Origin of the sequence: Chitinophaga sp. ARDCPP14 (assembly GCF_051362515.1) — a bacterium.
GTDB lineage: Bacteria > Bacteroidota > Bacteroidia > Chitinophagales > Chitinophagaceae > Chitinophaga.
In genome coordinates this window covers 560,314-584,786 of the sequence record NZ_JBKIXB010000003.1, presented here as the reverse complement: position 1 = coordinate 584,786, position 24,473 = coordinate 560,314, and the positions used below count along the sequence as shown (strand labels likewise).

The window sequence follows — 24,473 nt, the reverse complement described above, 5'->3', positions numbered from 1 at the left end:
GATCGCAGCTCCCTGTTATTATGCTTTCACCGCCTGTGTGGCCCACCAGTTCTCGAAAGTAACCGCACCCTTTTGCGCTTCGCCAGCAGGCACCAGTGCGCTGTGTGTAACTTCACCACCGAAGTACGCAGGCTTACCGTTAGGGATTACTTTACGCGGGTCGTTGGCCAGTTGCAGGTAACGCTCCACAATTTTGTACATTTCAAAACGCTCAGGTCCTGCAATTTCTACCCTGCCATTCAACGGGGCAGCCAGTGCATATTTCGCCACGAACTTTGCTACATCATCTGAGGCGATAGGCTGGAACAATACATCTGAAAGATGCACTTCATTGCCTTCTGTAGCCTGATTGGCGATACCGGCAATAAACTCAATGAATTGTGTGCTGCGAACAATGGTGTAAGGCACGCCTGATTGCTCAATCAGTTCTTCCTGCACTTTTTTTGCACGCATGTAGCCAATGTTTTGCATGATATCCACGCCAACAATAGACAATGCTATGTGATGTTTTACGCCTGCATTAATTTCTGCGGCTAACAGGTTACGGCCTGCTGTCTGGAAAAATTCCATTACTGCTTTATCTTCAAAGGAAGGGGAGTTGGCGAGATCAATAACAATATCGGTTTCCTTCATGGCTTCCGCCAGTCCCTCGCCGGTGAGCGTGTTGATACCAGTTGCGGGGGATGCAGCGATCACCTGGTGACCAGCCTGACGAAGTTGATTTACCACTTTGGTTCCAATGAGACCAGTGCCTCCGATTACTACGACTTTCATATAATTTGATTTTTGTTTTTAATGATGCTACCTATCAGGCCAACCAAATGCCATCTTTAGTAAATCATTAAAAATCAATCAAATAGCAAGAGCTGGAGCATCTGTTTTTCACTGTATTTAATGAAACCACCAGGCCTTTCACTTTATTAAGGGATTTTATCAGGAGAAGTAGTCGCTCTTGGTGATGCCCAGTTTTTTTATTTTAGAGTGTAATGTGTTACCGGGAATTTGTAATACTTCTGCTGCACTGCCGGCACCGGAAATCTTGCCTTTACAGCGTTTCAGCGTTTCAATAATATAGTCGCGCTCCACTTCTTCCAGCGACCGGTTCTGCAGGAAAGCCTGTTCGTGTTTATCGGCATCTGCACTGCGCGGAATAAAAACATCGCTCAGGGTGCTGTCGGTAGCCAGCAGTACGCTTCTTTCAATAAGATGTTCCAGTTCCCTTACATTGCCAGGCCAGGTATAGCTACGTAATTGCTGTATTACCCTGGGCGCTATTTTCCTGATAGTGCGGCCTGTGTTCCTGCTATATTTCTTTACGAAGAACTGCGTGAGCGCTTCAATATCCTCCAGCCGGTCGCGCAGCGGGGGGAGGTTGATGGGAAATACATTTAACCTGAAATACAGATCGGCGCGGAAGCGGCCGGCTTTTACCTCTTCTTCCAGGTTGCGGTTGGTAGCGGCTACAAGGCGGACATTGATTTTAATGACATGTTTACCGCCCACACGCTCCAGTTCGCGCTCCTGGATTACACGCAGCAGCTTAGCCTGTGCCTCCAGTGGCAGCTCCCCGATTTCATCCAGGAATAGGGTACTGTTATCTGCCATCTCGAATTTCCCGATGCGGCGGTCTGTTGCTCCGGTAAAGGCGCCGCGTTCATGGCCAAATAATTCACTTTCGATGAGGTTGGAAGGAAGCGCCGCACAATTTACTTTCACCATGAGGTTTTCTTTTCGTGGCGAGGCATTGTGAATAGCTCTTGCGATAAGTTCTTTACCGGTACCTGTTTCTCCCAGTATCAACACCGTAGTATTGGACGCTGCAACAAGTCCCATCAGGCGGTACACCTCCTGCATCGCGTCGCCGCTGCCAATGATTTCAGAAAAATTGTATATGGTTTTGATCTGTTCTTTCAGGTAATCATTTTCTATTTCCAGTTGCTTTTTATAAGCCAGCAATTTTTCATTTGCTAATATATTTGCCACGGCAACAGTAATCTGGGAACAGATACCTTTCAGGAGTAAGGGCCCCAGGGAATCTGCCAGCAGCCAGATGGTGCCGATAATCTTGTCCCCCATACGTAACGGTAAGCCATACATATTTTTCAGGCCGGTGGATTTCCAAAGTTTCGCATAGTCATTACCGCTTCTTAATTCTTCATCTATATTGAATATTATTCCTTCCTTACTTGCGAGCACCTGTGCAGTATAGGTTTCATCAATTTTAATTTTACTGGAAGATAATTTATCAAAATCTGCCTGGGCGTTTCCGAATAGCCTGCGGTCAAACATAAATACGCCCAAATGGACGCCATCATCTTCCAATACGCGGATCATGGCAAGCTGTGTATTCATGGTTTTATCCAACACCTCGAAGATGGCGGCCTGCAGCTCATCTTTTGTGCGTACTTTGGTGATGGCGCTGCTGAAGCCCAGCAGAAAGGCTTGTTCTTCCTGTTTTTTGCTCACCTGCTCATTAGCCATAATATTGGCCATGGCTATGGATATCTGTGCACAAATACCCTGCAGCAGGTCTATCTTGATCTCTTCAATGTCGAGCAGCAGAATTCCGAGATCGGTTTCCCCGTTGCGCAACCGTATACCCACGAAATTTTCGAAGCCCATCTTTTTCCAGTATTGCAGATAGGCTGATGTGATCCCTCTCTGTATTTCTCTTTCTACATTAAATAGTAAAGGAATAGCACTATTGAGCACGCGGTTTTGCAAGCCATCGTTAACAGGATATTGGGCTTTTACCAGTACGGCGAGCGACTTCTCATCGCCTGCTGGTCCCAGATCATACACATATGCGCTCATCGTCGCTTTATCTTCATTGATGCGCCGGATGACGAAGCCGCTTTGCTGATCAAGTTTACGCAGCGCCGTGCGAACTGCCCGGGTGAGGTCTTCCTTTGTTCTTACGGTGGCTATAGCACTGCTAAAATCGAGGAGGAAAGATTTCTCTTTTTCTTTATTCAGTAATTCTTCGTTTTTAATAATATTGGAAACTGCACCCGACAGCTGTGGTGCGATACCATTCATTACACTTCTGAATTCATGATTAAAGCTGTCCGTCCGGTCCGAGTACAAATGAATAAAACCCATTGGCTTTCCTTCTTTCATCAGCCTTGTCATCAGTATTTCCCTTACCCCTCCTTCATAATTGACATGAAGGAAAGGTGGGCTCTGGGGCTTGTCCATTATTTCTTCCAGCAGAAAAGAAACAGGTGCTTCTGCTGTCAGTACAGCCTGAATGAAGGGATCGTTCAGGGAAAACCGGCCGGTTACCAGTTCCTTATATTTCAGATGGGTTCTGATGGGAGATCCTTCATTATCCAGCAGAAATGGATAATAGGTTTCGTCTTTATAGTCTATTAAAGTAATAATCGTATGCGTGAAGTAAAATAATCCCTTAATGTTGTTTTTAAAAAGTGTGATCAGGTCATTTTTCTCTCTTACTTTGGTAATATCGTTGCCGAGATCCAGCAATATCTTTCTTTCCTGCTCAAGTATTGCTTTCGTCGGCGGATGAAGCACTGACTCGTTTTTGATGGTTTTTTTCATATGGGGGCAGCCCAACCGGGTGTCTGAATCTTTGTTTGCAAAAAGGTGTGAAGTAATTCAGGCAAAAGGTACAAAAAAAATAAAAGGGGGCAAAGACAAGTATCCGGAACCGGGGTATTTATTTTATGTTAAAATGACACTTATATTATGTAGCTTTCAGATATGATGCCTGACTGGGTCAATGATCTGCAGCTATGAAAAAATTCGTTATTCTCTTCCTGATTATTTATCCGGTGATATTAACAGGCCAGGCCCGTACTTTATCCAACGTTCCTGCCTCCCTTAATCCCGGGAATGTTACCGTCAATATTTTTGTTGAAGGTTATAACCCAAAGACAGATGCTTTCAGATATCTGAAGTTGAACTATTTCTCTGTCTATAATGGTATTACCACAACGATACCATGCGAATTAGACAGCGGCGGAAAATCCAGTGTTACTTTCCCCCTGGTATCACCACAGGAAATTATGCTGCTGATAGATGGTAGCTACTCTATGATGTATGCGGTGCCTGGTCAAACTGAAAATGTATACTTCGATCTGGCAGCATTCAAGGCAGGTAAAAAACTGTCTGCCGGGGAAACCGGCACCACATTTTTATCCCTTCGTTTCTCTGGTGGGTTGTCGCACTTTAACCAATACTTAAATGCTTTCTGGCCAAAGCTGCCAGCCATCATTCCTTACGACAACCAAAAGAGAATGATTGACTCGCTGGAGCAATCCGCTTATAAGTCCTGGCGCCTTGCCGTGATGAAAAGAATGCTGGATACCCTGGATGTGTTCAACCGGAACCAATGTACCAGCAATGATTTTCGGCAGGCGATGTCCCAGCACATACATTACTGGGCTGCGGAGGATCTGGTAAGGTATGGTTGGCTGCACCGGCAAGGGAAACGGGAGCCGCTGACCAAAGAATATTTTGATTTTTTAAAGGAAATTCCCATTAATAACACCAAAGCCCTGGTAACCGGAAAGTACGCTGCTTTTTTAAGGGAATATTTCGAAATGTGGATGGGACGATGGCAATTTATACCCATTGATGTAACAGACGCGCAATTGTATGCCTTTCTTGAAACGAATGCCGGTCCGGTTTCGCAGGAAGATAAACGGGCGCTTAAAATGCCCAAAGCCAGCCGGAACCCGTCGCAGGAGGCATTGGTGTCGCAGCTTTATTCCCTGTATGAAGTTAATTACAAAAATTTCAGGAACAATTTAAATATCCAGACCTGGCTGGCGCGGGAGTTGCCTCCTGGTATCGGAACAGATATTCTGTTGGCGAGGGTAATCAGCAATTATTTAAATCAATTCCGGCAACCACTTCTGCCGCAGAACATGCAGCTTATGACCCGGCATATCGGTAATCAACCTGTTTGTGCATTGGTAAAACAGGATAATGAACAGCTTAAGCAGGAACTTGCGGGTACATTTTCGCATGAAGGGAATCAGGGTAGATTTAAGTTGCAACAGGAACAGCTCTATCAGAAACTGGTTACCCGTTACAGTGGAAAGGTGATATACATCGACTTCTGGGCTCCCTGGTGCGGGCCCTGTATGGGTGAAATGCCAGCCTCTATAGCAATGGCAAAAGAACTAAAAGGGAAAGATATAGTTTTTCTATACGTTGGAGTGGAGTGTGATCAAAACTTATGGGACACGACTGTGAAAAGAATGTTTGATGGCGGGGAGCATTATTATGCAGATAAGAATGAATCAGTGCTGCTGGAAGCGAAATTTAATTTTTCGGGCATACCCCGCTATGTGCTTATCGATAAAAAAGGAGCGGTGTCGGATGACAATGCCCCGGCGCCGGGACGATCGGCAATACTAAAAAGCAAAATTGACATTTTGCTTGAAAATAACCAATAGTGACATACTTTCAGGGATCATCAGGCATTATATACCCGGTGGTCCCTGAAAGTATATTGCTCGCTGCCTCAGGCATCCGGTATTTCCGGCTCTACCAGCTTCGCAAGTTTTTCCAGTGATTCCTGCCAGCCCAGGTAGCACATTTCCACCGGTATCACAGCGGGGATTCCTTCCTGGGTAATTTTTATTTCTGTTCCCGCGATCGTTTTCCGGAGCCACACAGAAGTGGTCATTTCTCCCGGCAGGTTGGGGTCGTCAAATTTATCAGTGTATTTTAAAAACTCATTGGGTTTAAGTTCCAGGTATGTTCCACCGAATGAATGGCTGTTGCCGGTGGTGAAATTCTGGAACGACATTTTGAAAGCACCACCTACTTTTGCCTGCTGCTCATGAACGGTACAAAGAAATCCGTAAGGAGGCAGCCAGGAGGCGATTGCAGTGGATTCAGTAAATGCGCGGTATACCTTTTCGGGAGATGCTTTAAGAACCCGGTGGAGTGAAACAGTATTGTTTGACATATGAAATAATTTTGTTCCTACTCATCTGGCTTTTCGGTTTCGCCCGTTTTTAGAGTGGTTGCTGCTCCACTGGTATTTATCGTTGACATAACAAAGATGGTAAGAAAACCAGATTCAGAGGCAGGCTATATACGACAATTTAAAGGGTGGTTTGCGACCCGTTTATGTCGCAGGTTATTTTTTAACGCCTATCGGTTATCTTTGACCACCAGTGATTTTTCTTTGGAAAGAAATAATAATGAGTATTGATATGTTTTTTGTCAGTGAGATAAAACAAACCAGGCCACCGGTGTTTAAAACACCGTTACAGCAACTGGTATATGAAATGTTGGAGGAGAGAGGGGTGAAGTATGAGCGGGTCGACAATGATCCTGCTATTACGATGGAAGACTGTATCAGGATAGATGAGCGGCTGAACATGAAAACGGTAAAAACGCTTTTTCTCTGCAACCGGCAGCAAACAAATTTTTATTTAGTGGTTACTACCGCCGGGAAGCCTTTTAAAACAAAAGACCTGAGCGCAGCGTTGGCGATTTCCCGCCTGTCCTTTGCGCCTGTTGAATTACTGAGATCAATGCTGGGAACAGATATAGGTGCAACCACCATATTCGGGCTGATGCTGGATGAGAAAATGGAGGTACAGCTGGTGATCGATAATGATATACTGGCAGAAGAGTGGTATGGTTGCAGCGATGGCACTACCACCAGTTACCTCAAACTGGGTACAGCCTGGGTGATAAACGAATTTATTCCTTCTACCGGGCATACGCCAAAATTGGTACAGCTATAGGATGCCGGTACTGCTTTTTCTAAAGAGAAATATTGTTCGCATAGCCGGTAACGTTAGTTAACATACCATAAGGGCGCCCTTATGGTATGTTAGCTAACGGAAATCAGGGTCGCTTATATTCCCCGTCCGTTACATGTTCCAGCCAATCTACCACTTTGCCGTCCAGGGTTTCCTGTATGGCTATATGGGTCATACCGTTGGAAGCCGAAGCACCATGCCAGTGTTTCTCGCCAGGTTCAAACCATACTACATCACCCGGGCGTACTTCTTCCACAGGGCCGCCTTCACGTTGCACCCAGCCAAGGCCGGCTGTAATGATGATGGTCTGACCCAGGGGGTGCGTATGCCAGGCCGTTCTTGCACCCGGCTCAAAAGTGACTGTGGCCGCGGCGGCCCGGCGGGCATTGTTCGCGTCAAATAAAGGATCAATGCGTACAGCCCCGGTGAACCAGTCGGCTGGTCCTTTGGCAGAGGGCTTGGACGCTATTCTTGTTATTTCCATTACGAGGCATTTTTCAAAGAGTTCATGTCGATCACAAAGCGGTATTTCACATCACCTTTCAGCAAACGTTCATAGGCTTCGTTGATTTGCTGGATATTGATCATTTCAATATCCGCGGTAATATTATGTGCTCCACAAAAATCCAACATTTCCTGCGTTTCAGCAATGCCGCCGATCATTGAACCGGAAAAACTTTTGCGGCCCATGATCACACTGAAGGCGGCAACCGGCAGCGGATGCTCAGGGGCGCCTACTAATGCCAGCGAACCGTCTACCCGCAGCAGGTTCAGGTAAGCATTGATATCATGCTCCGCAGATACGGCGTCCAGGATAAAGTGCAGTTTGCCCCTGTAGGCGGCCATCTGCTCTTCATCTTTGGACAGCACCACCTCGTCGGCGCCCAACCGTTGGGCTTCTGCGAACTTTGATGCGGAAGTGGTAAAGGCTACCACATGTGCGCCCATGGCTTTGGCTATCTTTATGCCCATATGACCCAGGCCGCCGATACCCACAATACCCACTTTTTTTCCGGGGCCTATGTTCCAGTGACGCAGGGGAGAATAGGTGGTGATGCCGGCGCATAGTAATGGCGCTGTTGCGGCCAGGTCAAGGTTTTCTGGTATGCGCAATACATAGTTCTCATCTACCACAACACTTTCTGAGTAACCGCCAAAAGTAGGCGTATCCAGATATTTATCGGGCGAATTATAGGTTTGGGTGGGGCCCGGCTCACAGAACTGTTCCAGGCCTTCCCGGCAGTACTGGCATTCCCGGCAGGAGTCAACCAGGCAACCTACACCCACTACATCTCCGACCTTGAATTTGGTCACATGATCGCCTACACGAACAATCCTGCCTACGATCTCATGACCCGGAACACAAGGATACACGGTGAAATGCCATTCATTACGCGCCGTGTGCAGATCGGAGTGGCAAACCCCGCAATAAAGAATATCGATCTCCACGTCGTGCGGAGTCGTTGTTCTTCGCCTGATGTCAAGCATGTTCAAAGGCGCTTCCGCTGCCGGTGTGCCATATGCTTTTACTGATGTGGTACGCATAATTTTTATTTGAAATTAATGACTGCTTCAGATTTTAGTAAAGAAGGCGGACATGCCTTATTAGGAAATTGTTTTGATCAACCTGGCCGGCACCCCGCCTGCCACCGTGTTGTCAGGAACATCCCTGCTGACTACCGCGCCTGCTGCCACCACTGCGTTTTCACCGATGGTAACACCGGGCAGAATGGTGGCGCCCGCGCCGATCCAGGCGTTCTTTTTTATTAAAATGGGTTTACACAACATGCTCCGGCGGTCTGCCGGGTTGAGCGGGTGATTTTCCGTAATGAGATTCACTTTTGGCCCGATGAGTACATGGTCTTCCAGGGTAATGCCGCCCATATCCAGGAAAGAACAGGCATGATTTATAAACACATTTTTGCCAATTTTGATAAAACGGCCGAAGTTGGTATAGAAGGGTGCGAATATGGCGGTGCTTTCATCCAGCGCAGTACCAATAATTTCGCTGAGTTTTGCTCTTATCTCCTCTACGCTGGCAGCAGCATTGAGTGCCGGCGACAGGGCCAGTGTTCGGTTAACCACTGCATCCACTTTGAAAAATTCCGGGTCATCCAGCGCGACGGGCTCCCCGGCTTGTAGTCTCTCGAAAATATCTTTCATCACGCAAAGGTAGGATGGGCCGTCCCTTTGCTGTTTATGACTATCAAACCAATAGTTAAGAATTTCAAACTTCCAGGCTGCGCAATGAGGTTGGGTTGGTACCGGTCATCCTTTTAAAGTAATTATTAAAATAGCTGGGATATTCGAAGCCCAATGCATAGGCAATATCAGCAATGTTCCAGTCGGTATGCTGTAGCAGCGCCTTCGCCTCGCTGATGATCCGTTCAGCAATATGTGCAGTGGTGGGCTTACCAGTCACTGTTTTTACCGCGCGGTTAAGGTAATTAATGTGCAGGGCGAGATTTTGCGCATAGTCCTGTGCCGTTTTCAATTGAAGCGGCTTATCCGGGCTTTCAATGGGGAACTGTCGTTCCAATAACTCAAGGAAAACAGCGGTGATCCGGTTGGCGGCGTTCTTATGCTGATCAAAGTTTTCAGAAGGCTGCATTTTCATGGCTTCATGCGCGATCAGGTTGATATAATTGCGGATCAGGTCATCTTTAAAGATATAACTGCTCTGCTGTTCCTCGATCATCTTCTGGAAAATGGTATTGAGAAAAATCCGCTGCGCGTCGGTGATGGTCAGGATAGGGGTGCCACCTATCTTGAAAAATGGCGACTGCTGCAGGATATCCGCGCGTTCTGAAACATTCAGGAATTCTTCTGAAAATAAACAGGTATAGCCTACGTAGGTGGTCGACAGGGTTTCCCAGGAATAGGGAATGTGCGGGTTGCCAAAGAACAGCACCGTACCTTCCGCATGGAAGCTCCGGTCGGCATAATGAATAATGCTTTTGCCCGTGGTCAGGCAAATCTTATAAAAGTCCTTCCGGCTGTAAAAGCGGGTAGCCTGACTATCATCCTCAATCTGGAAGGCATTAAAGCCTTTTAGTTTGAGATCGTTATTGAATGCGGATACCGAACGTGCCTGGCCTTTTTTCATCTTACAAAATTAAGAAAATCAAGACAGGGTGCCAACTTGAATCCGGTATCTGCCTGGCCAATGCTGCAATTATTTCCCCAAGTACTACGAATATGGATCGTAACCAGTCAAATATGCCTTGCCTCTCCGCGGAATTGCTCCTGCCGCCTAATTTTAAGGCAGATTTAAAATCTAATAACATGAAACAGTTAGAAAAATTGGTTACCAAAAAGGTAGCATCTCCGGAAACGGTGAAAGGCGGCAGAGCACTCGCCCTTGAATTCTTCCTCGAAGACCAGGAAAGAACCACGGAAAACCATGCTTCGTGGAACGGTCAGCACTATGTAACTGATACCCGGAATGATCCTAACAAGTAACCCCAAACGTAAAACCTCTAAAAATTAAAAACTATGGAAAAGTTGAAAAAACTGAATGCAAAGAAAATTGAATCCCTGGAAACGATTAAGGGCGGAAAACTAGCCCTCGTGAGCGAGCTGGCTGATTCCGGCGATGGCGCAGGTACCACCATTCACTCGCCTACCCATTATTCAGGACCGGATGTTTACATCTGCGACCACAAACGCGACTAGTAATAAACATCTCCTTCCGCCATTGTTATGTCCGGAAACTACAGAACTGCCGGTGATTGCCGGCAGTTCTTACTACCAGTAATCAACTGTACACCATGTCTCAACAGATCCTTATATTAAGTCAATCGCACCTGGAAGGCACCACGGATCATGTTTGCCAGTGGATGGACCATTTGCGGATACCCTACCTGCGGGTTAATGGGGAGGACTTCTTCGATATTCAAAACCTGGATGATCTGCCAGGCAACAATGAAATGGCTGCTGTCTGGTACCGGAGAAAGATCAGCAGCTTTCCTGTAAAATACCGTCTTAAACAAGCAGACTTTAATACGGAGTACACCCTTAAACGATTCCTGGTAGATGAATTCAACGGCCTTCATTCCCTCTTGTTTTTTACCATTGACCGCCATAAGTGGCTCAATGACCCCATCTCCGAAGATAACCTGAATAAACTGCACGTATTGAGCCTTGCCCGTCAATGCGGGATTAACATCCCTTTTACGGAAGTGGTGACCACCAAAGCTGCAATTATACATTTGCTGGATAAGTGCAACGAGCTAATCGTAAAGCCTGTCAGCGAATGTATTTTTGTAGAAGACGCTGATGGCGAAAAGTACAAGATGCTCACCAAAACCATCAACAAAGCCAATCTTCACCTGGTACCAGAGAAATTTTTTCCCTCGCTGGTACAGGAGAAGATTATCAAGAAGTTTGAGATACGCACGTTTTACCTGGATGGCGAGTGCCATTCGATGGCTATTTTTTCGCAAAACAACCGGAAAACAAAAGATGATTTCCGCAACTACGATAACCAGCGGCCAAACAGGACAGTGCCCTATAAACTACCAGCAGATCTGGAACTTAAGCTGGAGCAGCTGATGAAAGCACTGCGCTTCCGCACAGGTTCTATTGACCTGATGGTAGATATGCAGGGAAACTACCACTTCCTCGAAATTAACCCCGAGGGCCAGTTCGGCATGGTGTCTTACCCTTGCAACTATTACCTGGAAAAGAAGTTAGCATTGTTGCTGCATAAAAATAGCGCTCATGAAAAAGAAATTCACCAGTAAACTGAAAGAGAAGAAGGGATTGCCGCTGTCGCTGTATTTCCTGGACCAGGATAACCAGCAGCAAACCTATACCATCCTCAAATTTGAAAAGGCCCCGAAAATAAATTCCGGAGGATTTGAGCTTTTCAATTTTTATAAAGTGATCTCCAAATTCTGATAATGGAATATTTAAATCTATACGCAAACTGCCGGCTCGTGAAGGGAGCCCGTATGTCGCTGCTCTGCGATCTGCAAATGCGCAGGTTTTACCATATCCCGAACGATACCGCCGATGTGTTCCTCTTCCTGCAACAGCATTCCATCGACGAGTGCATGGCCCATTACGGGGAAGATAATCGTAAAACCATTATGGGTTACATTAATTTTGTGCTGAGCAAAGAACTGGGATTTACGGACGACCGGCTGCTACCGGAACTGATACCGCTGGATCTCAGCTGGGACAGGTACTCAGCAATCACCAACGTAATTATTGAGTATAATGAAGCTATCGATTATTCCGGCCCTTTTTTCCGCGAGCTGTTCGACCTGCATGTACAGGCACTGGAGATCAGGTGTTACGGGAAAATAGCGTTGGATAAGATCCGCGAATTACTGGAAGTGTTCAACGGCACAACGCTAAAGTTCATCAAACTGGTGCTGCCGTATGACGATACGCTGGACCTGCCAACGCTGGATAAACTGGTAAAAAAATATCCGCGCGTGAAGTCGCTGCTGATTCATTCAGCACCGGTTGATAAGCCGGAGAAAATATTCGAAGGTTCGGTGCCCGTAATTTTCTTCAGCAGTCATATCAATTCCTGCCTGGCCTGCGGCGAAATCCGCTCCAGCTACTTCGTTTCAAACATGGAACTGTTCACCGAGAGCCAGCATCACAATACCTGCCTGAACAGAAAACTGAGTATAGATCTGAACGGATATATCAGGAATTGTCCTTCACTGCCGGATAACTTCGGACATATAACAAACACACCGCTGCAGGAAGTATTGGACAATCAGGCATTTCACCGGTATGGAAAAATCCGTAAAGATGAAATAGCGGTTTGTAAAGATTGTGAGTTCAGACATGTATGCACCGATTGCCGGGCTTACGTGGAAGATCCACAGGATATTTATTCCAGGCCGCTTAAATGCGGGTACGATCCGTACAGCAACACCTGGGAGGACTGGACGGAGAATCCGTTGAAGCATGCTGCCATTGCCTGGTACGGGCTGGGAGAGACAATAAACTAATATGAAACTGAAAGCATTCCCTTTTTATATGCAGCCGGACAGGAAGGATTGCGGTCCTACCTGTATAAAGATCATCAGCAAGCATTACGGCCGGCTGACCGATATTCAGACTATCCGGTCGCTGGCGGAAACCACGCGGGAGGGGAGTTCTTTGCTGGGATTGTCTGCCGCAGCGGAGGGGCTGGGTTTTAAGTCCCTGGCGGTAAAGATAGATTTTATTACGCTGTTGGAAGAGGCGCCACTGCCCTGTATTTGTCATTGGGGACAGCAACACTTTATTGTTGTTTACAAAATAAAAAAGTCAGGACCGGATACATTCGTGTATGTTTCCGATCCTGCTTATGGATTGATAAAATATACGCAACAGGAGTTTATAGATGGCTGGATAGGAAAAGGGAAGCAGGAGCGCGACGAGGAGGGGATCGTCCTGCTGCTGGATCCGGGTCCTGCATTTTATGAAGCAGATGCAGCAACACCGCGGAGCAGGAAGGATTTCTCTTTCCTCTTCGGTTATTTCTTCAGGTACAAAAAGCTGATCGCCCAGCTGGCAATAGGTCTCTTTGCGGGCAGCCTGCTGTCGCTTATCTTCCCCTTTCTGACGCAAAGCATTGTAGACATAGGCATCCAGAACCACGACCTGAACTTTATTTACCTGGTATTACTGGCACAGGTGATGTTGTTTATCGGGAGAATGGGAATAGAAGTAATCCGGGGTTGGATTTTGTTACATCTCTCCAGCCGGATTAATATTTCCATTGTGTCCGACTTCTTCATAAAACTGATGAAACTGCCTATCAGCTATTTTGATACCCGTATGACCGGCGATATTATGCAGCGTATCAATGATCACCACCGGATAGAACAACTGTTGACCAATTCTTCGCTAAATACCTTGTTCTCGTTGGTGAACCTGGTTATTTTCAGCGTGGTGCTGTTGCTGTATGATTACCGCTTATTCCTGATCTACCTGTTGGGCGCTATCTTATCAGTAGGATGGATATCTTTTTTTCTCAGGAAGAGAAAGGAGCTGGACTATAAACGTTTCTCGCAGGTATCACAGGAGCAGAGTAAAGTGATTGAACTGGTGAATGGCATGCAGGAAATCAAGATGCATAATGCAGAGCGGCAGATGCGCTGGGGCTGGGAATTTATGCAGGTGAAACTGTTTAAGATCCAGATCAGGTCATTGTCGCTGGAACAATGGCAAACGGTGGGCTCCAATTTTATCAACCAGATGAAAGACATCTTTGTCAGTTTTCTTGCGGCAAAACTGGTACTCGATGGTAACCTTACCCTGGGAATGATGCTGGCGGTGCAATACATCATTGGCCAGCTGAATGGCCCGCTGATGCAGCTGATGGACTTTGTCAAACAAATGCAGGACGCAAAAATATCGTTGGAAAGGCTGGGAGAGATCCACGATAAGGAGGATGAAGAACGTACTGATGTACAAACGATGATAGAAATACCGGAGCAGGATATTGCATTGAATAATGTGTCTTTCCGGTATGTAGGTGCCGGTGCGCCGGTGTTCGAGCACTTGAGCCTGCGTATACCATACCGCAAAACCACTGCCATTGTAGGCGCCAGCGGCAGCGGTAAGACCACCCTGCTGAAACTGCTGATGAAGTTCTACGAGCCGGGCGAGGGTGAAATTAAAATCGGGAATGTACAGTTGCAGAATATTTCTGCGCGGTACTGGCGCGATCAATGTGGCGTGGTCATGCAGGAAGGGTACGTATTCAATGATACCATCGCAAAAAATATTGCCATAGGGATAGATGATATAAACCGGCAACAGCTCCGCAAGGCCGTGGATGTGGCATGTATCCGCGATTTTGTGGAAAGCCTGCCATTAAGTTATAATTCGAAGATCGGTAATGAAGGCATTGGCATCAGCGGCGGGCAGAAGCAGCGGCTCTTTATAGCCAGGGCTGTATACAAATCGCCGGAATATATATTTTTTGATGAGGCCACCAGTGCGCTGGATGCCAATACAGAAAAAGCGATCATGGGCAACCTGGAACAGTTCTTAAAAGGAAAAACGGCGGTGATCATTGCGCACCGGTTGTCGACCGTGAAAAATGCCGATAAGATCATTGTACTGGATAAAGGAAAAGTAGTGGAAGAAGGAAGTCATGATGAACTGGTATCGCTCAGGAAAGAGTATTACCGGCTCGTAAAAAATCAACTGGAACTTGGAAACTAGAAAAGATATCTTAGACACTATTCAACTGCACTCAGAAGGGGTGCAGGACATTCTTACACAGCCACCGCATTGGATGGTCCGCTGGGGGAATACCACCATATTTTTTATACTGCTGCTCATTTTAGCGATGAGCTGCGTGATAAAGTACCCGGAATTTGTTCCTTCTGCCGTCATCATTTCCTCCCGGAATCCGCCGGAGAAGCTGGAAGCCAGGATCAATACCAAAGTAGAGGAAATATTTGTAACCGACCATCAGCCGGTTTCCCGTGGGCAGATACTGATGGTGCTGCAATCCACTGCCGACTACCGCGACGTGATCCGGTTGAGGGCTATTGTTGATTCGCTGGGTAACGCGGGAGTGGAGCACTTCCCACTTGGTGAAGTAGCGGGGTTCAAACTGGGAGAGATCCAGGCGGACTACAATGCCTTTGCCCGCGCGTTGACCGACGCACAACTTTATACCACTTTGCAGCCTTATTCCCCGGATTATGCAGCAGCCAACAAGAGCCTGGCGGAATCACGGAGCAGGATACGTACGCTGCAGCAGCAAAAAAGTCTGGAGCAAACGAAGTATGAGCTGTCTAAAAGGGAATTCGACCGGTACCAGGAACTGTTTAAAGAAAGGGTTGTTTCTGCATCAGAAATGAACCTGGAAAAAATGAAATTTCTGCAGGCAGAACAGAGCCTGGAAAACATCAGCCTTGCGATATCCCAGCTGCAGGAAGGTATACTGGGTATTGAAAGGACACGGAGCGGGGCAACCATCAATGCACAAAAAGATAAGATCAATTTAACAGCGCAGACCGGACAACTATTTGAGCAACTGAGAAAATCACTCAACGCCTGGGAACAGAACTACCTGCTTACCTCTTCAGTGGCCGGTGTAGTGGGCTTCCAGCAGTTCCTGGGAAAGAACCAGTTTGTGAAAACAGGAGACATCCTGTTGTCCGTGATGCCGGATGATAAAGATATGCTCATCGGCGGATTACGGGTGCCAGCCACCAATTCAGGCAAGGTAAAGGTGGGACAGAAAGTGCTGCTGAAACTGGACAACTATCCTTACCAGGAATTTGGTATGGTGGAAGGCCGGGTGAAAAATATCGCCAATGCACCGGATAAAGATGGCAATTATTATGTGAATGTCATTTTGCCGAAAGGGCTTCAAACATCTTTCCATAAAACCCTTCCCTTTGATAAAGAATTAAAAGGCAACGCCGAAATAGTTACGCAGGACCTGCGGCTGATAGAAAGATTCTTTTACCAGATGAGAAAGCTGCTGCGGTTTGAATAAAAGTTACACGCCCCTTGATGGGGGCGTATAACTGTGCTATACCTGTCTGGGCGCATTATTCCTGTTAAAGAACAATATGAAAATGGCCAGCAGGCAACTGAACGCACCAAACAGGTAAACGGTTTTATAATCATACCAACCTGCAATGATACCGGCAATAGGGCCCGACAGTCCCAAAGAAAGATCAAAGAATGCGGCATAAGCACCTAATGCTGTTCCCCGTATTTGCGGTGCTACCTTTTTGATCACCAGCACACCTAATGCAGGAAATATCAGGGAAAAGCCAATGCCGGTCAGGCTGCATCCCGCTATTGCCATCACTTTTGACGAGGCAAATCCAATCAAAAGCTGTCCTGTGGCCTGCACCATTAAAGAAACCAGCGCAACTTTATATCCGCCATACTTATCAGGGAAGGAAGAAAAAAATACCCGGGTAAGTACATAGCACGCCCCGAAGGCCATGAAAGCCATAGAGGGATCGCCCCAATGTTTTTCAGTGAACAGCAAGGAAATGAAGGAAGAAATGCAGGCGAATCCTATGGATGAAAATGCCAATCCCAAACCCTGTTTGCCAATCAGGTTTATTACTTTGTAGAAAGGTGTCCTGATATGTGAGGCATCTACAGGTAAAGCCGGCAGCTTGATGGTGGGGAGCCAGGCAACAACCGGCAGCAATATGATGACGGCAAAAACATACCCTGTTCCAAAGGACCTTTGCATCCAGATGGCCACCGGCGCACCTATAGCAATGCCGGCGTACATGGCAATACCATTCCAGGTCATTACCTTACCGGACCTTTCCAGGCCCACCAAACCTATTCCCCAGGTTAATGCGCCCGTCACCGACATGCTTTCTGATATGCCGTGAACAATCCGCGATACCATTAAAAGTCCTAATGCCAATGCGGCGTTCCGGCTGCTGGCTGCAGCTATGCTATATAAAACACCGGAGAACATTACAAGCAATATACCGCTATGGGTGCTCGTTTTTGCGCCTTTTGTATCCGTGGTTTTCCCTGAATATGCCCTTGTCAGCAAGGTAGCCAGTGATTGCAATCCTATGACCAGGCCAACAACCAGGTTACTGAATTTTAAATCGTTTTTTACAAAACCGGGAAGTATTCCCAAAGTCATTCCGATGGTAAGATAAATAGCGAATACTGATATGATAATAGGGGTTATCAGGGTAGCTATTGGTTTTTTCTCTGTCATTTTGTATCGTATTATTAATTTAAATTTTACGGATACAAAATTAAACGGCATCGAAGCAACGGCTGGTAGCCATCTAATGGCTATGATTGGACAATTAATGGTTTTTGATCCGGAACCCGGTGGCGGTCATTCCCGTGTTCTTCTTAAAAAAGCGGGAGAAATATGCATGGTCTTCATACCCTAATTCGTAAGCGACCTGTTTTATATCTAAAGAGGAATAGAACAGCAAACGCTTGGCTTCCAGCAGGATTTCCTGGTGAATCCAATGACTGGCGGCGAATCCGGTGACTTCTTTTACAATTTCGTTCAGGTAAAGGGGAGTGATGTTGAGCAATGACGCGTAGGCCTTCACCTGTTTTAGTTCTTTACATTTTGTATTGACCAATTGTTTGAAACGGAGAACGGTATTGTACTTTTGCCCGCCAACCAGGCTCAGGGCATTTTGTGACTGTATTATTTTTGAAGCGATCATTCCCGCCAGCGTTGCTGTCAGGGAGCTTATTAAGTTTTTTTGAAGTGGTAATGATGGCTGATGAAGGAGATCTTCAAACAAAGGCATTATTTTAAAAACCGCATCCTCCTTTCGAACCGCCACCGACTGACGGGCATTAAGATAAGTGTCGAATATTCCCCGGATCTGTGTGGATATTTGCCCGTTGTCCACAAATACTAACCAGCCCTCGCAGTTTTTATAGCTGATATATCTATGCACCTGACCGGGGGCAACAAAGCTTATGGAGGGTCCTTTCATGATGACTTCCGTAAAATCCAGCTCCCATAAAAAGCGTCCCTTCAGTTGAATGATGAACATATAATGGTCGTCCCTATGCGGGATTTGCACGGTCTGGTCCAAACTTTTCATCAGCTCTATTTCAACGCCTGCCGGCGCTAGTTGCTCCTGGTGTAATAAAATTGCGTTCCTGGCCATTATGGTTTGATGCTAAGTTTTCTTCCGGTAAAAATACAGATAATAGAAAATATCTTATCCCTTATCTGAAAAGGAAGCAGGTGCAAATATTGGATCAGGCGCTACGGATATGGGATGAAAGCTACTGGATATTTACCAGGCCGGTTATTGAACGTTTTAAATTATATATTTAGAGAATAATCATTATAAAACCGGGGAAGAAAAAGAAGAACCGTTTATATTTATGTTTTTTTGTGCAGCTAAATTTACATCATTGATGAATGCAAGAGCCGCCTTTGCGGTTATTTCGGTTTTGACCCTGCTTTTTATTGCCTCGTGCAAGGATAAAGAAAAGCCGGGGAAGGATCAGGGAAATGCCCTTCCTGCAGCGCCCCGGAAAGATTACCTGTCCCTGATCATCTCCCTGGATACATTATCATCTGCCGGAATGAAAAGCGCGACTTACCGGGAAGACAGCCTGCTGCGGCACACCGCTGACAGCAATGTGAACCCGTTTTATCATTATTTCAGGGGAAGATATTATAACCTGGAAAGACAACGTGACAGCGCAATAGCCGAGTACAAGAAGATGGCCGGACCAAAGGGCGATGTGGAAGTGGAGCTGCTGAAAACCTACAGCCTCCTGGACAACAGCACCGCCAACGGCACTATGGTGGAAGGGGCTTTAATGAACGACATACTGGCCGCCATGAAAAAAGCGGAAGGCGCCCATAGCAGGCTGACCTATCGCTTTTACGACCTGATGGCCAAAGCTTATTACCAGAACCACAACGAAAAAGAATCACTGGAATATACCGAACGCTATTATAAAAGCCATCCTTACAAATCCCATCCCGTAATCCGGCAACGGTATTATGATATTTCTTTCATGCTGGCCTCCAGGGGGGATGATTATGATAAAATGCTGCTGTATAATGTACAGGCGCGTGACCTTGCGAAAAGCATCGGCGACAGCATGGCAATTGCACGGTCTTACGATAACCTATCACAGGTATATGCCCGCCAGGGGCAATCTGAAAAGGGCCTTGAATGTAGCAGGATCTTCTTTAATTATTTAAAGAAAACCAATAACCTGCAGGCATATGCGTATAATAATTTAGCTACCAGTTTTATCCGTAATAACCAGCTGGATTCGGCGATCCACTACTATAAAGAGGCTATTGCCCTTGCCAAAAAGAGGGAAAATGGGAAAGAAGATCCCAATTATTACAAGGGACTTATTGAGGCGTATAAAAAGAAAGGCGACTACGCAGCAGCCATGGAGACAGCGGATTACGCCTTTTCCGTAGAAATAGATCATATTAAACAGATAGAAGCAGTTAAAGTAGCGGAGATACAGACAAAATATGAAGCAGAGAAAAAGGACCGGAATATCGCTGAGCTAAGCAGCCGGAATGCGTTGAATGAAAAGGTGATCCGCCAGCAGAGATGGACGCTGGCATTGGCATCGCTGGTGTTCATTGGCATACTTTTATTCTTCTACATTATACACCGGCAATACCGGTTGAAAGAAAAAAATAAAATGCTCCAATTAGAGAACAGCCGCCTGAACATCGAGCAAAAATTACTACAGGCACAGCTAAACCCGCATTTTATTTTTAACTCCATCGCCAACCTGCAAAGCCTGGTCGCTTCCGGCGATACAAAAGAATCTGTCCGTTACCTCTCAGCATTTTCAGGGCTGTTGCGCAGTGTGCTGGAACAAAGCAGGAGGGATTTTATCAACCTGGAAGAAGAAGTCACCTCGCTGAAAAATTATCTTCAGCTGCAGCAGATGCGTTTCGCAGGGATCTTCGATTACCAGGTAACGGTAGCAGCGGATCTTTATCCTGAAGATATACTGATTCCTCCTATGTTAGTGCAACCATTTGTTGAAAACGCCATAGAGCACGGGTTCAGGAATATTCAATACAAAGGCATGCTCAGGGTATCATTCAGCGCGGAAAACAACCAGGTTATCATCCTGGTGGATGATAACGGCAAAGGCCTTACCAGTAAGGAGGAGAATCCGCAAAAGAAAAGGTCCCTTGCCGGAATTATCCTTAAAGAAAGACTGGAGGCGCTTTTCAAATCCAACGGACAGGAAGCGAACTTCAATATTGAAAATAAAGACAATAACGGAACACATGGTGTTACCGTGCGTATTGTAATACCGGAAATTAAAGACTAAACCAGAAAATAATCATACATGAAGCTTTATATTCTTGAAGATGAAGCGCTCATATTGAAGCACCTTTTACAGGTCGTTCAAGGCATTCCCTTTGTAGAGGTCATAGGGAATTCACCCGAGGTGGCCCAGGCGGTGAGGGAAATACCCGCCTTGAAACCAGACATTATTTTAGCTGATATCCGGCTGAAAGACGGCGACAGCTTCCGGCTATTTCATGAAATAGGGAATGAAGGTTTCCAGGTTATTTTTCTTACGGCTTATGATCAGTATGCCATACAGGCGCTCAATATGGGTGCTTTCGGATACCTGTTGAAACCGATAGACGAAGCCGCTTTAACGGAAATGCTGAAAAAATGTTTCCACCAGCGGAAGCAGGAACTTATTGACCAGCAGCAGCTGGAAATAGCCCGGCAGCATTATTTGGCACAGGGCGGAACAGTGCCCAGGCGGCTTGCATTGAAAAGCATTGAATATATAGAAATTGTTTCGATAGAAGATATTATGTACTGCAAGAGCGACAAGGGATATACGACCTTCTACCTGAAGAACAAGCGCGAAATCCTTGTGTCGAAGGGCCTGAAGGACTATGAGGGTTTACTGTTGCCCGCCGGCTTCCTGAGGTGCCACCAGTCTTACCTGGTTAATTTCCACTATGTGGAAAAGTACTATAGGGAGGGATATTTAAAAATGCAAAACAATGAACAGGTACCAGTTTCCAGCCGGAAGAAGGAGGAAGTACTTAATTATCTGGAGAATATTTCTTAGGCAGGGAGGATATTGAAGAGTAGGAAAAGATATCTGTCATTTTCAACGATTTCTCATTAACCTGAATATCCCGGCTGGAATGTCTTTTCCTGCTGAGGCAGGAGATAGGTTAAGATAGTTTACCGGTATCGTGTCTTTATCTGTTTCGGTAAGCAGCACTTTTCCTGAGCGCTGAATATTCTTCATAACCGGGTGATTCACTTCATCTTTTTCGATGATACCATTGTTATTCAGACCCATTTCAATAGCATTCCCTGTAATTAAAGAGTTGGTGAAGGTATATTGGGCTTTGTAGTCTTTCATACTTATCCAGAAGCAATTATTATTTGCTATAATATTATCTCTGAAAACAAAATCTGAATATTTTCCGAACCATATGGCCCCTTCGTAAGCCCCATATATAATAGAATTGGTCAGGGAAAACCCTGTTACAGATAAGAATAACAAAAGTGCGTTCCTGCATTCATAAAATACACAATGGCTTACTTTGATACCACTGCCTTGCGCGAAAATGGCGCCCTGTATTGGCGCTGAATTCTTACTGCCTACAAAATAGCATTGCGAAATTTCCATGTCTTTTAGTTCAGGCCGGTGGCGCTCGATTGCATAATAGTAAACAACAGAAGGATGGGTGTTACCCAGGAATTTCAATCCCCTGAAGCAGGTGTTATTGCGTTCAACCTGGAAGCCGATGCAATGATCAAAGCTCCCGTAGTTTTTATTGTTGGGAGAAACAGATTGTATAACCGGCATTTTGGAGGGCAGCCAACCGGTGTCATCGGGCAAGATGGATGCCTCTATGGTGTATTTCCCCGTATCTGTTGGGTTAGAAGACTGTAGCACCAACTGTTGCGTGAGAGTATACAGGCCGGGAGCAAGCTTGATGGTAACCGCCTCCTTTCCGGTGAAACTATTGGCCAGGGCAATTGCTTTGTCAAGGCTTGCCAGTGGATCTCCTATTGTTCCTGTTGCGTTGTCCCTTCCTTTTGCAGGGTCAACGAATACTGTTTGGCCTGTTGATGCGTTTAGCTGAATGACGCATAGGAAACATAAAGTAATGATAAGTTTGTACATGGTCGCCGGAGTTAGATTCATATAAGTTCTTGGTTCATATGAAAGGTACTATTTCCCCGTTAGCGCGGTTGTTCAAGGCAGGATCAAGTTTGTGCAAGTTCGTTCAAGCGGATAATTCATTAGCTGACACCATTTGGAATTACTCCTGAACATCTTTCTTTCCTTTACCTAAAATCAGATGTCCCAATAAAAAATCAAACAGGTAATGGTCATCAGCATCTTTTTGAGATACAATAGATAATCCTGTTGTTCCTTTGGTGAAGTCTGTTTTATAAGAAAGGACTAATTGATCCTTTTCCATAATTGACCATTGCCAAAGCGGCGTATCATTAAAGACAAGTTTAAATTGCCGGTTTTGATATTCGAAATTGAAGTTTAATGAAAACGGAATACTTTTCAGCTTCAAAACAGGTTCGCCTGACGCTACTATTTTGAAGCTGTTACGGCTGAAAAGACCGGAGGAATGCTCAATACTATATTCATTTTGACGGATATTGAAAGTTGTAGGTTCTTTAAGCCAGTCGTCTCCTCTTTGATATGTTCCAATTTCTTCGCCATTGACTAAAAACACGAATTTACCTTCGTTAATCTGGTTCCATTGCCTTTCCATAAACAGTATATATAATTGTAATTATGTCTGTGATTCAAAGCATCACTTTTTCTCTTTCGTCACGCTGGTAGTACTGGTAGTGCTCTGAATATATGCATTAATATCGTTATTAAAATCGGCCAGGTGTACCAGGTTGTAGTGTCTTCCTGCGGGGAACATTTGTGAGATGCCGATAATGTGGTTTTCTCCAACTTTCCAGATTCCTTTACGTCCCTGGAAGGCGGCTGTGGTGGCGCTGTTATGCATGTGATCATTACGGTCGGCCCTGGCAACTTGCTTGCTGGGTTCATAAATAGCAGGCTTGGTTTCCCAGTATTTTTTCAGGTTTATGATATCAGTCACCAGGTCTCTCCTGTATTCGAGGTTGTTGGCGTTTTGAGGCGTTACCAATCCGTCCATTTTAGCCTGGCAGCCGGTCCATACCTGGTTAGTTATCATTTGATGGAGGGCGAGTCCTTCATCTTCGCTCAGCGTTTCCACTTCCTCGTCGTACAGGGTTTTTACGGTATTCATCGTTTTCCAGATACCGCGTACGGCCATCAGGAAGGGCATATCCCCATCATTGGTGGTTTTTATTACGTTTACGATATCTTTTGAATAGAGATGGTAGAAGAATTTTAATCGTAACCCGGCTTCATCGCCGCGTGTTTGATGTATTTCAATGGGTTTGAACGCAGCTTCCTGCCAATAAAGACCAGTCTGACCGAATAAATGGTTACTGTACGCAACTTCTGTTTGCCGGCGCTTTTGCGACTCTCCGTGTTCTTCACCCACCATATTCAGCTTGCTCACATCAATACTGATGCGCTGTACAACTTCCTGCTTCAATTGGGTAGTAGCCAGCGGGCGCACCGGCGAAGCGTTGTACAGCTGCAGCGCCTTCTGACCCATTATATCGGCCTCATGCTCCAGACCTTTATCGTCGTTAACAGGTGTACCCTGTTTTAATTGTGTGGTAGCCTGTACCCGTCCCTGTTTTTGCTGCACTACATGCCATGCTTCATGTGGCAGGTGTTTCTCCTGTCCGGGGCCGAGGTGGATGTCACTTCCCTTTGCATAGGCAAGGGCCTGCAGTTGGGCGGGTTCTGCGGAATTGTAGTGTACACGGACATCGTCCATGCTTTGCCCGGACATATTCTCTATTCCACTTTTAAGATTATCCGGCAAGCCGGTTTTGTTTTCTTTTTTCTGTATGGGAGATTGATAGGTGTCTGCCTTCAGTTGCGCAGGCCGTGGGCGGTTGTCTGCCAGTGTTTGCAGGGCCTTTTGCTGCGTTATTTTGTCGCTGTTGTCTGCCAGTTGCTGAAAAGGACGTAGCTGCACTGCCTGTGGGCCTGTGCCCGCAGTATGTACAGCCGCGGGGGTGACAGGTGTGGCAGCCTGGCGTTTTCCGCTGTGAGGGTCTTCAGCATGTTTGATCATGAGGTTATTTTTTCCTGGTAATATGAAGATAGCAAAAACCAGTCATTATTGCAATTTCTTCGTAG

The 24,473-nt window shown here is 45.9% G+C and carries 23 protein-coding genes; 11 read left to right on the top strand and 12 right to left on the bottom strand.

Annotated elements, in window-relative coordinates; translation table 11 throughout:
• Positions 1 to 18: 18 nt before the first annotated feature.
• Together ACLHR0_RS11470 and ACLHR0_RS11465 are read right to left on the bottom strand one after the other, a co-directional pair.
• Complete coding sequence (locus tag ACLHR0_RS11470; RefSeq protein WP_429048515.1) at positions 19 to 774, bottom strand: SDR family oxidoreductase; 756 nt, start codon at positions 772 to 774, stop codon at positions 19 to 21.
• A 159-nt stretch (positions 775 to 933) separates the two neighbouring features.
• A complete protein-coding gene (locus tag ACLHR0_RS11465; protein ID WP_429064270.1) occupies positions 934 to 3,534 on the bottom strand; it encodes a sigma 54-interacting transcriptional regulator in 2,601 nt (866 codons plus the stop codon).
• A 221-nt stretch (positions 3,535 to 3,755) separates the two neighbouring features.
• On the opposite strand from ACLHR0_RS11465, the gene ACLHR0_RS11460 reads away from it, so the two are divergent.
• Positions 3,756 to 5,426 carry a TlpA family protein disulfide reductase gene (locus ACLHR0_RS11460; RefSeq protein ID WP_436486656.1) on the top strand — a complete coding sequence of 557 codons (1,671 nt, stop codon included), beginning with the start codon at positions 3,756 to 3,758 and terminating at the stop codon, positions 5,424 to 5,426.
• Positions 5,427 to 5,494: 68 nt separating this feature from the next.
• On the opposite strand, the gene ACLHR0_RS11455 is transcribed toward ACLHR0_RS11460, so the two are convergent.
• Positions 5,495 to 5,944 (bottom strand): SRPBCC family protein, encoded by a 450-nt coding sequence (locus ACLHR0_RS11455; protein ID WP_429048508.1) that lies wholly within the window; start codon positions 5,942 to 5,944, stop codon positions 5,495 to 5,497.
• A 250-nt stretch (positions 5,945 to 6,194) separates the two neighbouring features.
• Here ACLHR0_RS11455 and ACLHR0_RS11450 point away from each other — a divergent pair, with 250 nt between their 5' ends.
• Positions 6,195 to 6,734 carry a prolyl-tRNA synthetase associated domain-containing protein gene (locus ACLHR0_RS11450; protein ID WP_436486654.1) on the top strand — a complete coding sequence of 180 codons (540 nt, stop codon included), beginning with the start codon at positions 6,195 to 6,197 and terminating at the stop codon, positions 6,732 to 6,734.
• A 103-nt stretch (positions 6,735 to 6,837) separates the two neighbouring features.
• On the opposite strand, the gene ACLHR0_RS11445 is transcribed toward ACLHR0_RS11450, so the two are convergent.
• From ACLHR0_RS11445 to ACLHR0_RS11430, 4 genes are all read right to left on the bottom strand, one after another.
• The gene (locus ACLHR0_RS11445) at positions 6,838 to 7,236 is read right to left on the bottom strand and encodes a (R)-mandelonitrile lyase (RefSeq protein ID WP_436486652.1); all 399 of its coding nucleotides are present in this window, start codon (positions 7,234 to 7,236) and stop codon (positions 6,838 to 6,840) included.
• Positions 7,236 to 8,297 carry an NAD(P)-dependent alcohol dehydrogenase gene (locus tag ACLHR0_RS11440; RefSeq protein WP_436486651.1) on the bottom strand — a complete coding sequence of 354 codons (1,062 nt, stop codon included), beginning with the start codon at positions 8,295 to 8,297 and terminating at the stop codon, positions 7,236 to 7,238. The genes ACLHR0_RS11445 and ACLHR0_RS11440 overlap by 1 nt, the downstream gene beginning before the upstream one ends.
• 60 nt (positions 8,298 to 8,357) lie before the next feature.
• Complete coding sequence (locus ACLHR0_RS11435; protein WP_436486649.1) at positions 8,358 to 8,915, bottom strand: DapH/DapD/GlmU-related protein; 558 nt, start codon at positions 8,913 to 8,915, stop codon at positions 8,358 to 8,360.
• A 64-nt stretch (positions 8,916 to 8,979) separates the two neighbouring features.
• Positions 8,980 to 9,858: a helix-turn-helix domain-containing protein gene (locus ACLHR0_RS11430; protein ID WP_436486647.1), complete on the bottom strand. Its 879-nt coding sequence runs from the start codon at positions 9,856 to 9,858 to the stop codon at positions 8,980 to 8,982.
• Between the two features lie 179 nt (positions 9,859 to 10,037).
• Between ACLHR0_RS11430 and ACLHR0_RS11425 the strand changes: the two genes are divergently transcribed.
• The 7 genes from ACLHR0_RS11425 to ACLHR0_RS11395 all read left to right on the top strand — a co-directional run bounded on the left by ACLHR0_RS11425 (position 10,038) and on the right by ACLHR0_RS11395 (position 16,227).
• On the top strand, positions 10,038 to 10,214 hold the full coding sequence (locus tag ACLHR0_RS11425; protein ID WP_370910628.1) for a hypothetical protein: 177 nt from the start codon (positions 10,038 to 10,040) through the stop codon (positions 10,212 to 10,214).
• Positions 10,215 to 10,247: 33 nt separating this feature from the next.
• Positions 10,248 to 10,427 carry a hypothetical protein gene (locus ACLHR0_RS11420; RefSeq protein WP_370910629.1) on the top strand — a complete coding sequence of 60 codons (180 nt, stop codon included), beginning with the start codon at positions 10,248 to 10,250 and terminating at the stop codon, positions 10,425 to 10,427.
• 95 nt (positions 10,428 to 10,522) lie between these two features.
• Positions 10,523 to 11,497 carry a grasp-with-spasm system ATP-grasp peptide maturase gene (gene gwsG / locus ACLHR0_RS11415; RefSeq protein WP_436486644.1) on the top strand — a complete coding sequence of 325 codons (975 nt, stop codon included), beginning with the start codon at positions 10,523 to 10,525 and terminating at the stop codon, positions 11,495 to 11,497.
• On the top strand, positions 11,475 to 11,654 hold the full coding sequence (locus tag ACLHR0_RS11410; protein WP_436486642.1) for a hypothetical protein: 180 nt from the start codon (positions 11,475 to 11,477) through the stop codon (positions 11,652 to 11,654). The genes gwsG and ACLHR0_RS11410 overlap by 23 nt, the downstream gene beginning before the upstream one ends.
• 2 nt (positions 11,655 to 11,656) lie before the next feature.
• Positions 11,657 to 12,727 (top strand): grasp-with-spasm system SPASM domain peptide maturase, encoded by a 1,071-nt coding sequence (gwsS, locus tag ACLHR0_RS11405; protein WP_436486641.1) that lies wholly within the window; start codon positions 11,657 to 11,659, stop codon positions 12,725 to 12,727.
• A gap of 1 nt (position 12,728) precedes the next feature.
• Complete coding sequence (locus tag ACLHR0_RS11400) at positions 12,729 to 14,936, top strand: peptidase domain-containing ABC transporter (RefSeq protein ID WP_436486639.1); 2,208 nt, start codon at positions 12,729 to 12,731, stop codon at positions 14,934 to 14,936.
• The gene (locus ACLHR0_RS11395) at positions 14,926 to 16,227 is read left to right on the top strand and encodes an HlyD family secretion protein (RefSeq protein ID WP_436486637.1); all 1,302 of its coding nucleotides are present in this window, start codon (positions 14,926 to 14,928) and stop codon (positions 16,225 to 16,227) included. Before ACLHR0_RS11400 ends, ACLHR0_RS11395 begins: the two co-directional genes overlap by 11 nt.
• Positions 16,228 to 16,263: 36 nt before the next feature.
• On the opposite strand, the gene ACLHR0_RS11390 is transcribed toward ACLHR0_RS11395, so the two are convergent.
• Positions 16,264 to 17,439, bottom strand: a complete 1,176-nt coding sequence (locus ACLHR0_RS11390; RefSeq protein ID WP_436486635.1) for an MFS transporter — start codon at positions 17,437 to 17,439, stop codon at positions 16,264 to 16,266.
• Between the two features lie 94 nt (positions 17,440 to 17,533).
• Complete coding sequence (locus ACLHR0_RS11385; protein WP_436486633.1) at positions 17,534 to 18,367, bottom strand: helix-turn-helix domain-containing protein; 834 nt, start codon at positions 18,365 to 18,367, stop codon at positions 17,534 to 17,536.
• A 256-nt stretch (positions 18,368 to 18,623) separates the two neighbouring features.
• Between ACLHR0_RS11385 and ACLHR0_RS11380 the strand changes: the two genes are divergently transcribed.
• Both ACLHR0_RS11380 and ACLHR0_RS11375 read left to right on the top strand, forming a co-directional pair.
• Entirely contained in the window at positions 18,624 to 20,537 is a 1,914-nt protein-coding gene (locus ACLHR0_RS11380) for a tetratricopeptide repeat-containing sensor histidine kinase (RefSeq protein WP_436486631.1), read from the top strand.
• An 18-nt stretch (positions 20,538 to 20,555) separates the two neighbouring features.
• Positions 20,556 to 21,302, top strand: a complete 747-nt coding sequence (locus ACLHR0_RS11375; RefSeq protein WP_429048484.1) for a LytR/AlgR family response regulator transcription factor — start codon at positions 20,556 to 20,558, stop codon at positions 21,300 to 21,302.
• A 42-nt stretch (positions 21,303 to 21,344) separates the two neighbouring features.
• On the opposite strand, the gene ACLHR0_RS11370 is transcribed toward ACLHR0_RS11375, so the two are convergent.
• From ACLHR0_RS11370 to ACLHR0_RS11360, 3 genes are all read right to left on the bottom strand, one after another.
• The gene (locus ACLHR0_RS11370) at positions 21,345 to 22,376 is read right to left on the bottom strand and encodes a right-handed parallel beta-helix repeat-containing protein (RefSeq protein WP_436486629.1); all 1,032 of its coding nucleotides are present in this window, start codon (positions 22,374 to 22,376) and stop codon (positions 21,345 to 21,347) included.
• 139 nt (positions 22,377 to 22,515) lie between these two features.
• Positions 22,516 to 22,986, bottom strand: a complete 471-nt coding sequence (locus ACLHR0_RS11365; RefSeq protein ID WP_436486627.1) for a hypothetical protein — start codon at positions 22,984 to 22,986, stop codon at positions 22,516 to 22,518.
• A gap of 42 nt (positions 22,987 to 23,028) precedes the next feature.
• Positions 23,029 to 24,408 (bottom strand): eCIS core domain-containing protein, encoded by a 1,380-nt coding sequence (locus ACLHR0_RS11360; protein WP_436486625.1) that lies wholly within the window; start codon positions 24,406 to 24,408, stop codon positions 23,029 to 23,031.
• Positions 24,409 to 24,473 lie beyond the last annotated feature (65 nt).

Bases quoted from the DNA above. Each gene is read 5' to 3' on its own strand.
- ACLHR0_RS11380 (WP_436486631.1), top strand. From the start codon at position 18,624: ATGAATGCAAGAGCCGCCTTTGCGGTTATTTCGGTTTTGACCCTGCTT.
- ACLHR0_RS11390 (WP_436486635.1), bottom strand. From the start codon at position 17,439: ATGACAGAGAAAAAACCAATAGCTACCCTGATAACCCCTATTATCATA.
- ACLHR0_RS11375 (WP_429048484.1), top strand. From the start codon at position 20,556: ATGAAGCTTTATATTCTTGAAGATGAAGCGCTCATATTGAAGCACCTT.
- ACLHR0_RS11470 (WP_429048515.1), bottom strand. From the start codon at position 774: ATGAAAGTCGTAGTAATCGGAGGCACTGGTCTCATTGGAACCAAAGTG.
- ACLHR0_RS11430 (WP_436486647.1), bottom strand. From the start codon at position 9,858: ATGAAAAAAGGCCAGGCACGTTCGGTATCCGCATTCAATAACGATCTC.
- ACLHR0_RS11370 (WP_436486629.1), bottom strand. From the start codon at position 22,376: ATGTACAAACTTATCATTACTTTATGTTTCCTATGCGTCATTCAGCTA.
- ACLHR0_RS11455 (WP_429048508.1), bottom strand. From the start codon at position 5,944: ATGTCAAACAATACTGTTTCACTCCACCGGGTTCTTAAAGCATCTCCC.
- ACLHR0_RS11365 (WP_436486627.1), bottom strand. From the start codon at position 22,986: ATGGAAAGGCAATGGAACCAGATTAACGAAGGTAAATTCGTGTTTTTA.
- gwsS (WP_436486641.1), top strand. From the start codon at position 11,657: ATGGAATATTTAAATCTATACGCAAACTGCCGGCTCGTGAAGGGAGCC.
- ACLHR0_RS11450 (WP_436486654.1), top strand. From the start codon at position 6,195: ATGTTTTTTGTCAGTGAGATAAAACAAACCAGGCCACCGGTGTTTAAA.
- ACLHR0_RS11425 (WP_370910628.1), top strand. From the start codon at position 10,038: ATGAAACAGTTAGAAAAATTGGTTACCAAAAAGGTAGCATCTCCGGAA.
- ACLHR0_RS11435 (WP_436486649.1), bottom strand. From the start codon at position 8,915: ATGAAAGATATTTTCGAGAGACTACAAGCCGGGGAGCCCGTCGCGCTG.
- ACLHR0_RS11410 (WP_436486642.1), top strand. From the start codon at position 11,475: ATGAAAAAGAAATTCACCAGTAAACTGAAAGAGAAGAAGGGATTGCCG.
- ACLHR0_RS11460 (WP_436486656.1), top strand. From the start codon at position 3,756: ATGAAAAAATTCGTTATTCTCTTCCTGATTATTTATCCGGTGATATTA.
- ACLHR0_RS11420 (WP_370910629.1), top strand. From the start codon at position 10,248: ATGGAAAAGTTGAAAAAACTGAATGCAAAGAAAATTGAATCCCTGGAA.
- ACLHR0_RS11400 (WP_436486639.1), top strand. From the start codon at position 12,729: ATGAAACTGAAAGCATTCCCTTTTTATATGCAGCCGGACAGGAAGGAT.
- gwsG (WP_436486644.1), top strand. From the start codon at position 10,523: ATGTCTCAACAGATCCTTATATTAAGTCAATCGCACCTGGAAGGCACC.
- ACLHR0_RS11445 (WP_436486652.1), bottom strand. From the start codon at position 7,236: ATGGAAATAACAAGAATAGCGTCCAAGCCCTCTGCCAAAGGACCAGCC.
- ACLHR0_RS11385 (WP_436486633.1), bottom strand. From the start codon at position 18,367: ATGGCCAGGAACGCAATTTTATTACACCAGGAGCAACTAGCGCCGGCA.
- ACLHR0_RS11360 (WP_436486625.1), bottom strand. From the start codon at position 24,408: ATGATCAAACATGCTGAAGACCCTCACAGCGGAAAACGCCAGGCTGCC.
- ACLHR0_RS11440 (WP_436486651.1), bottom strand. From the start codon at position 8,297: ATGCGTACCACATCAGTAAAAGCATATGGCACACCGGCAGCGGAAGCG.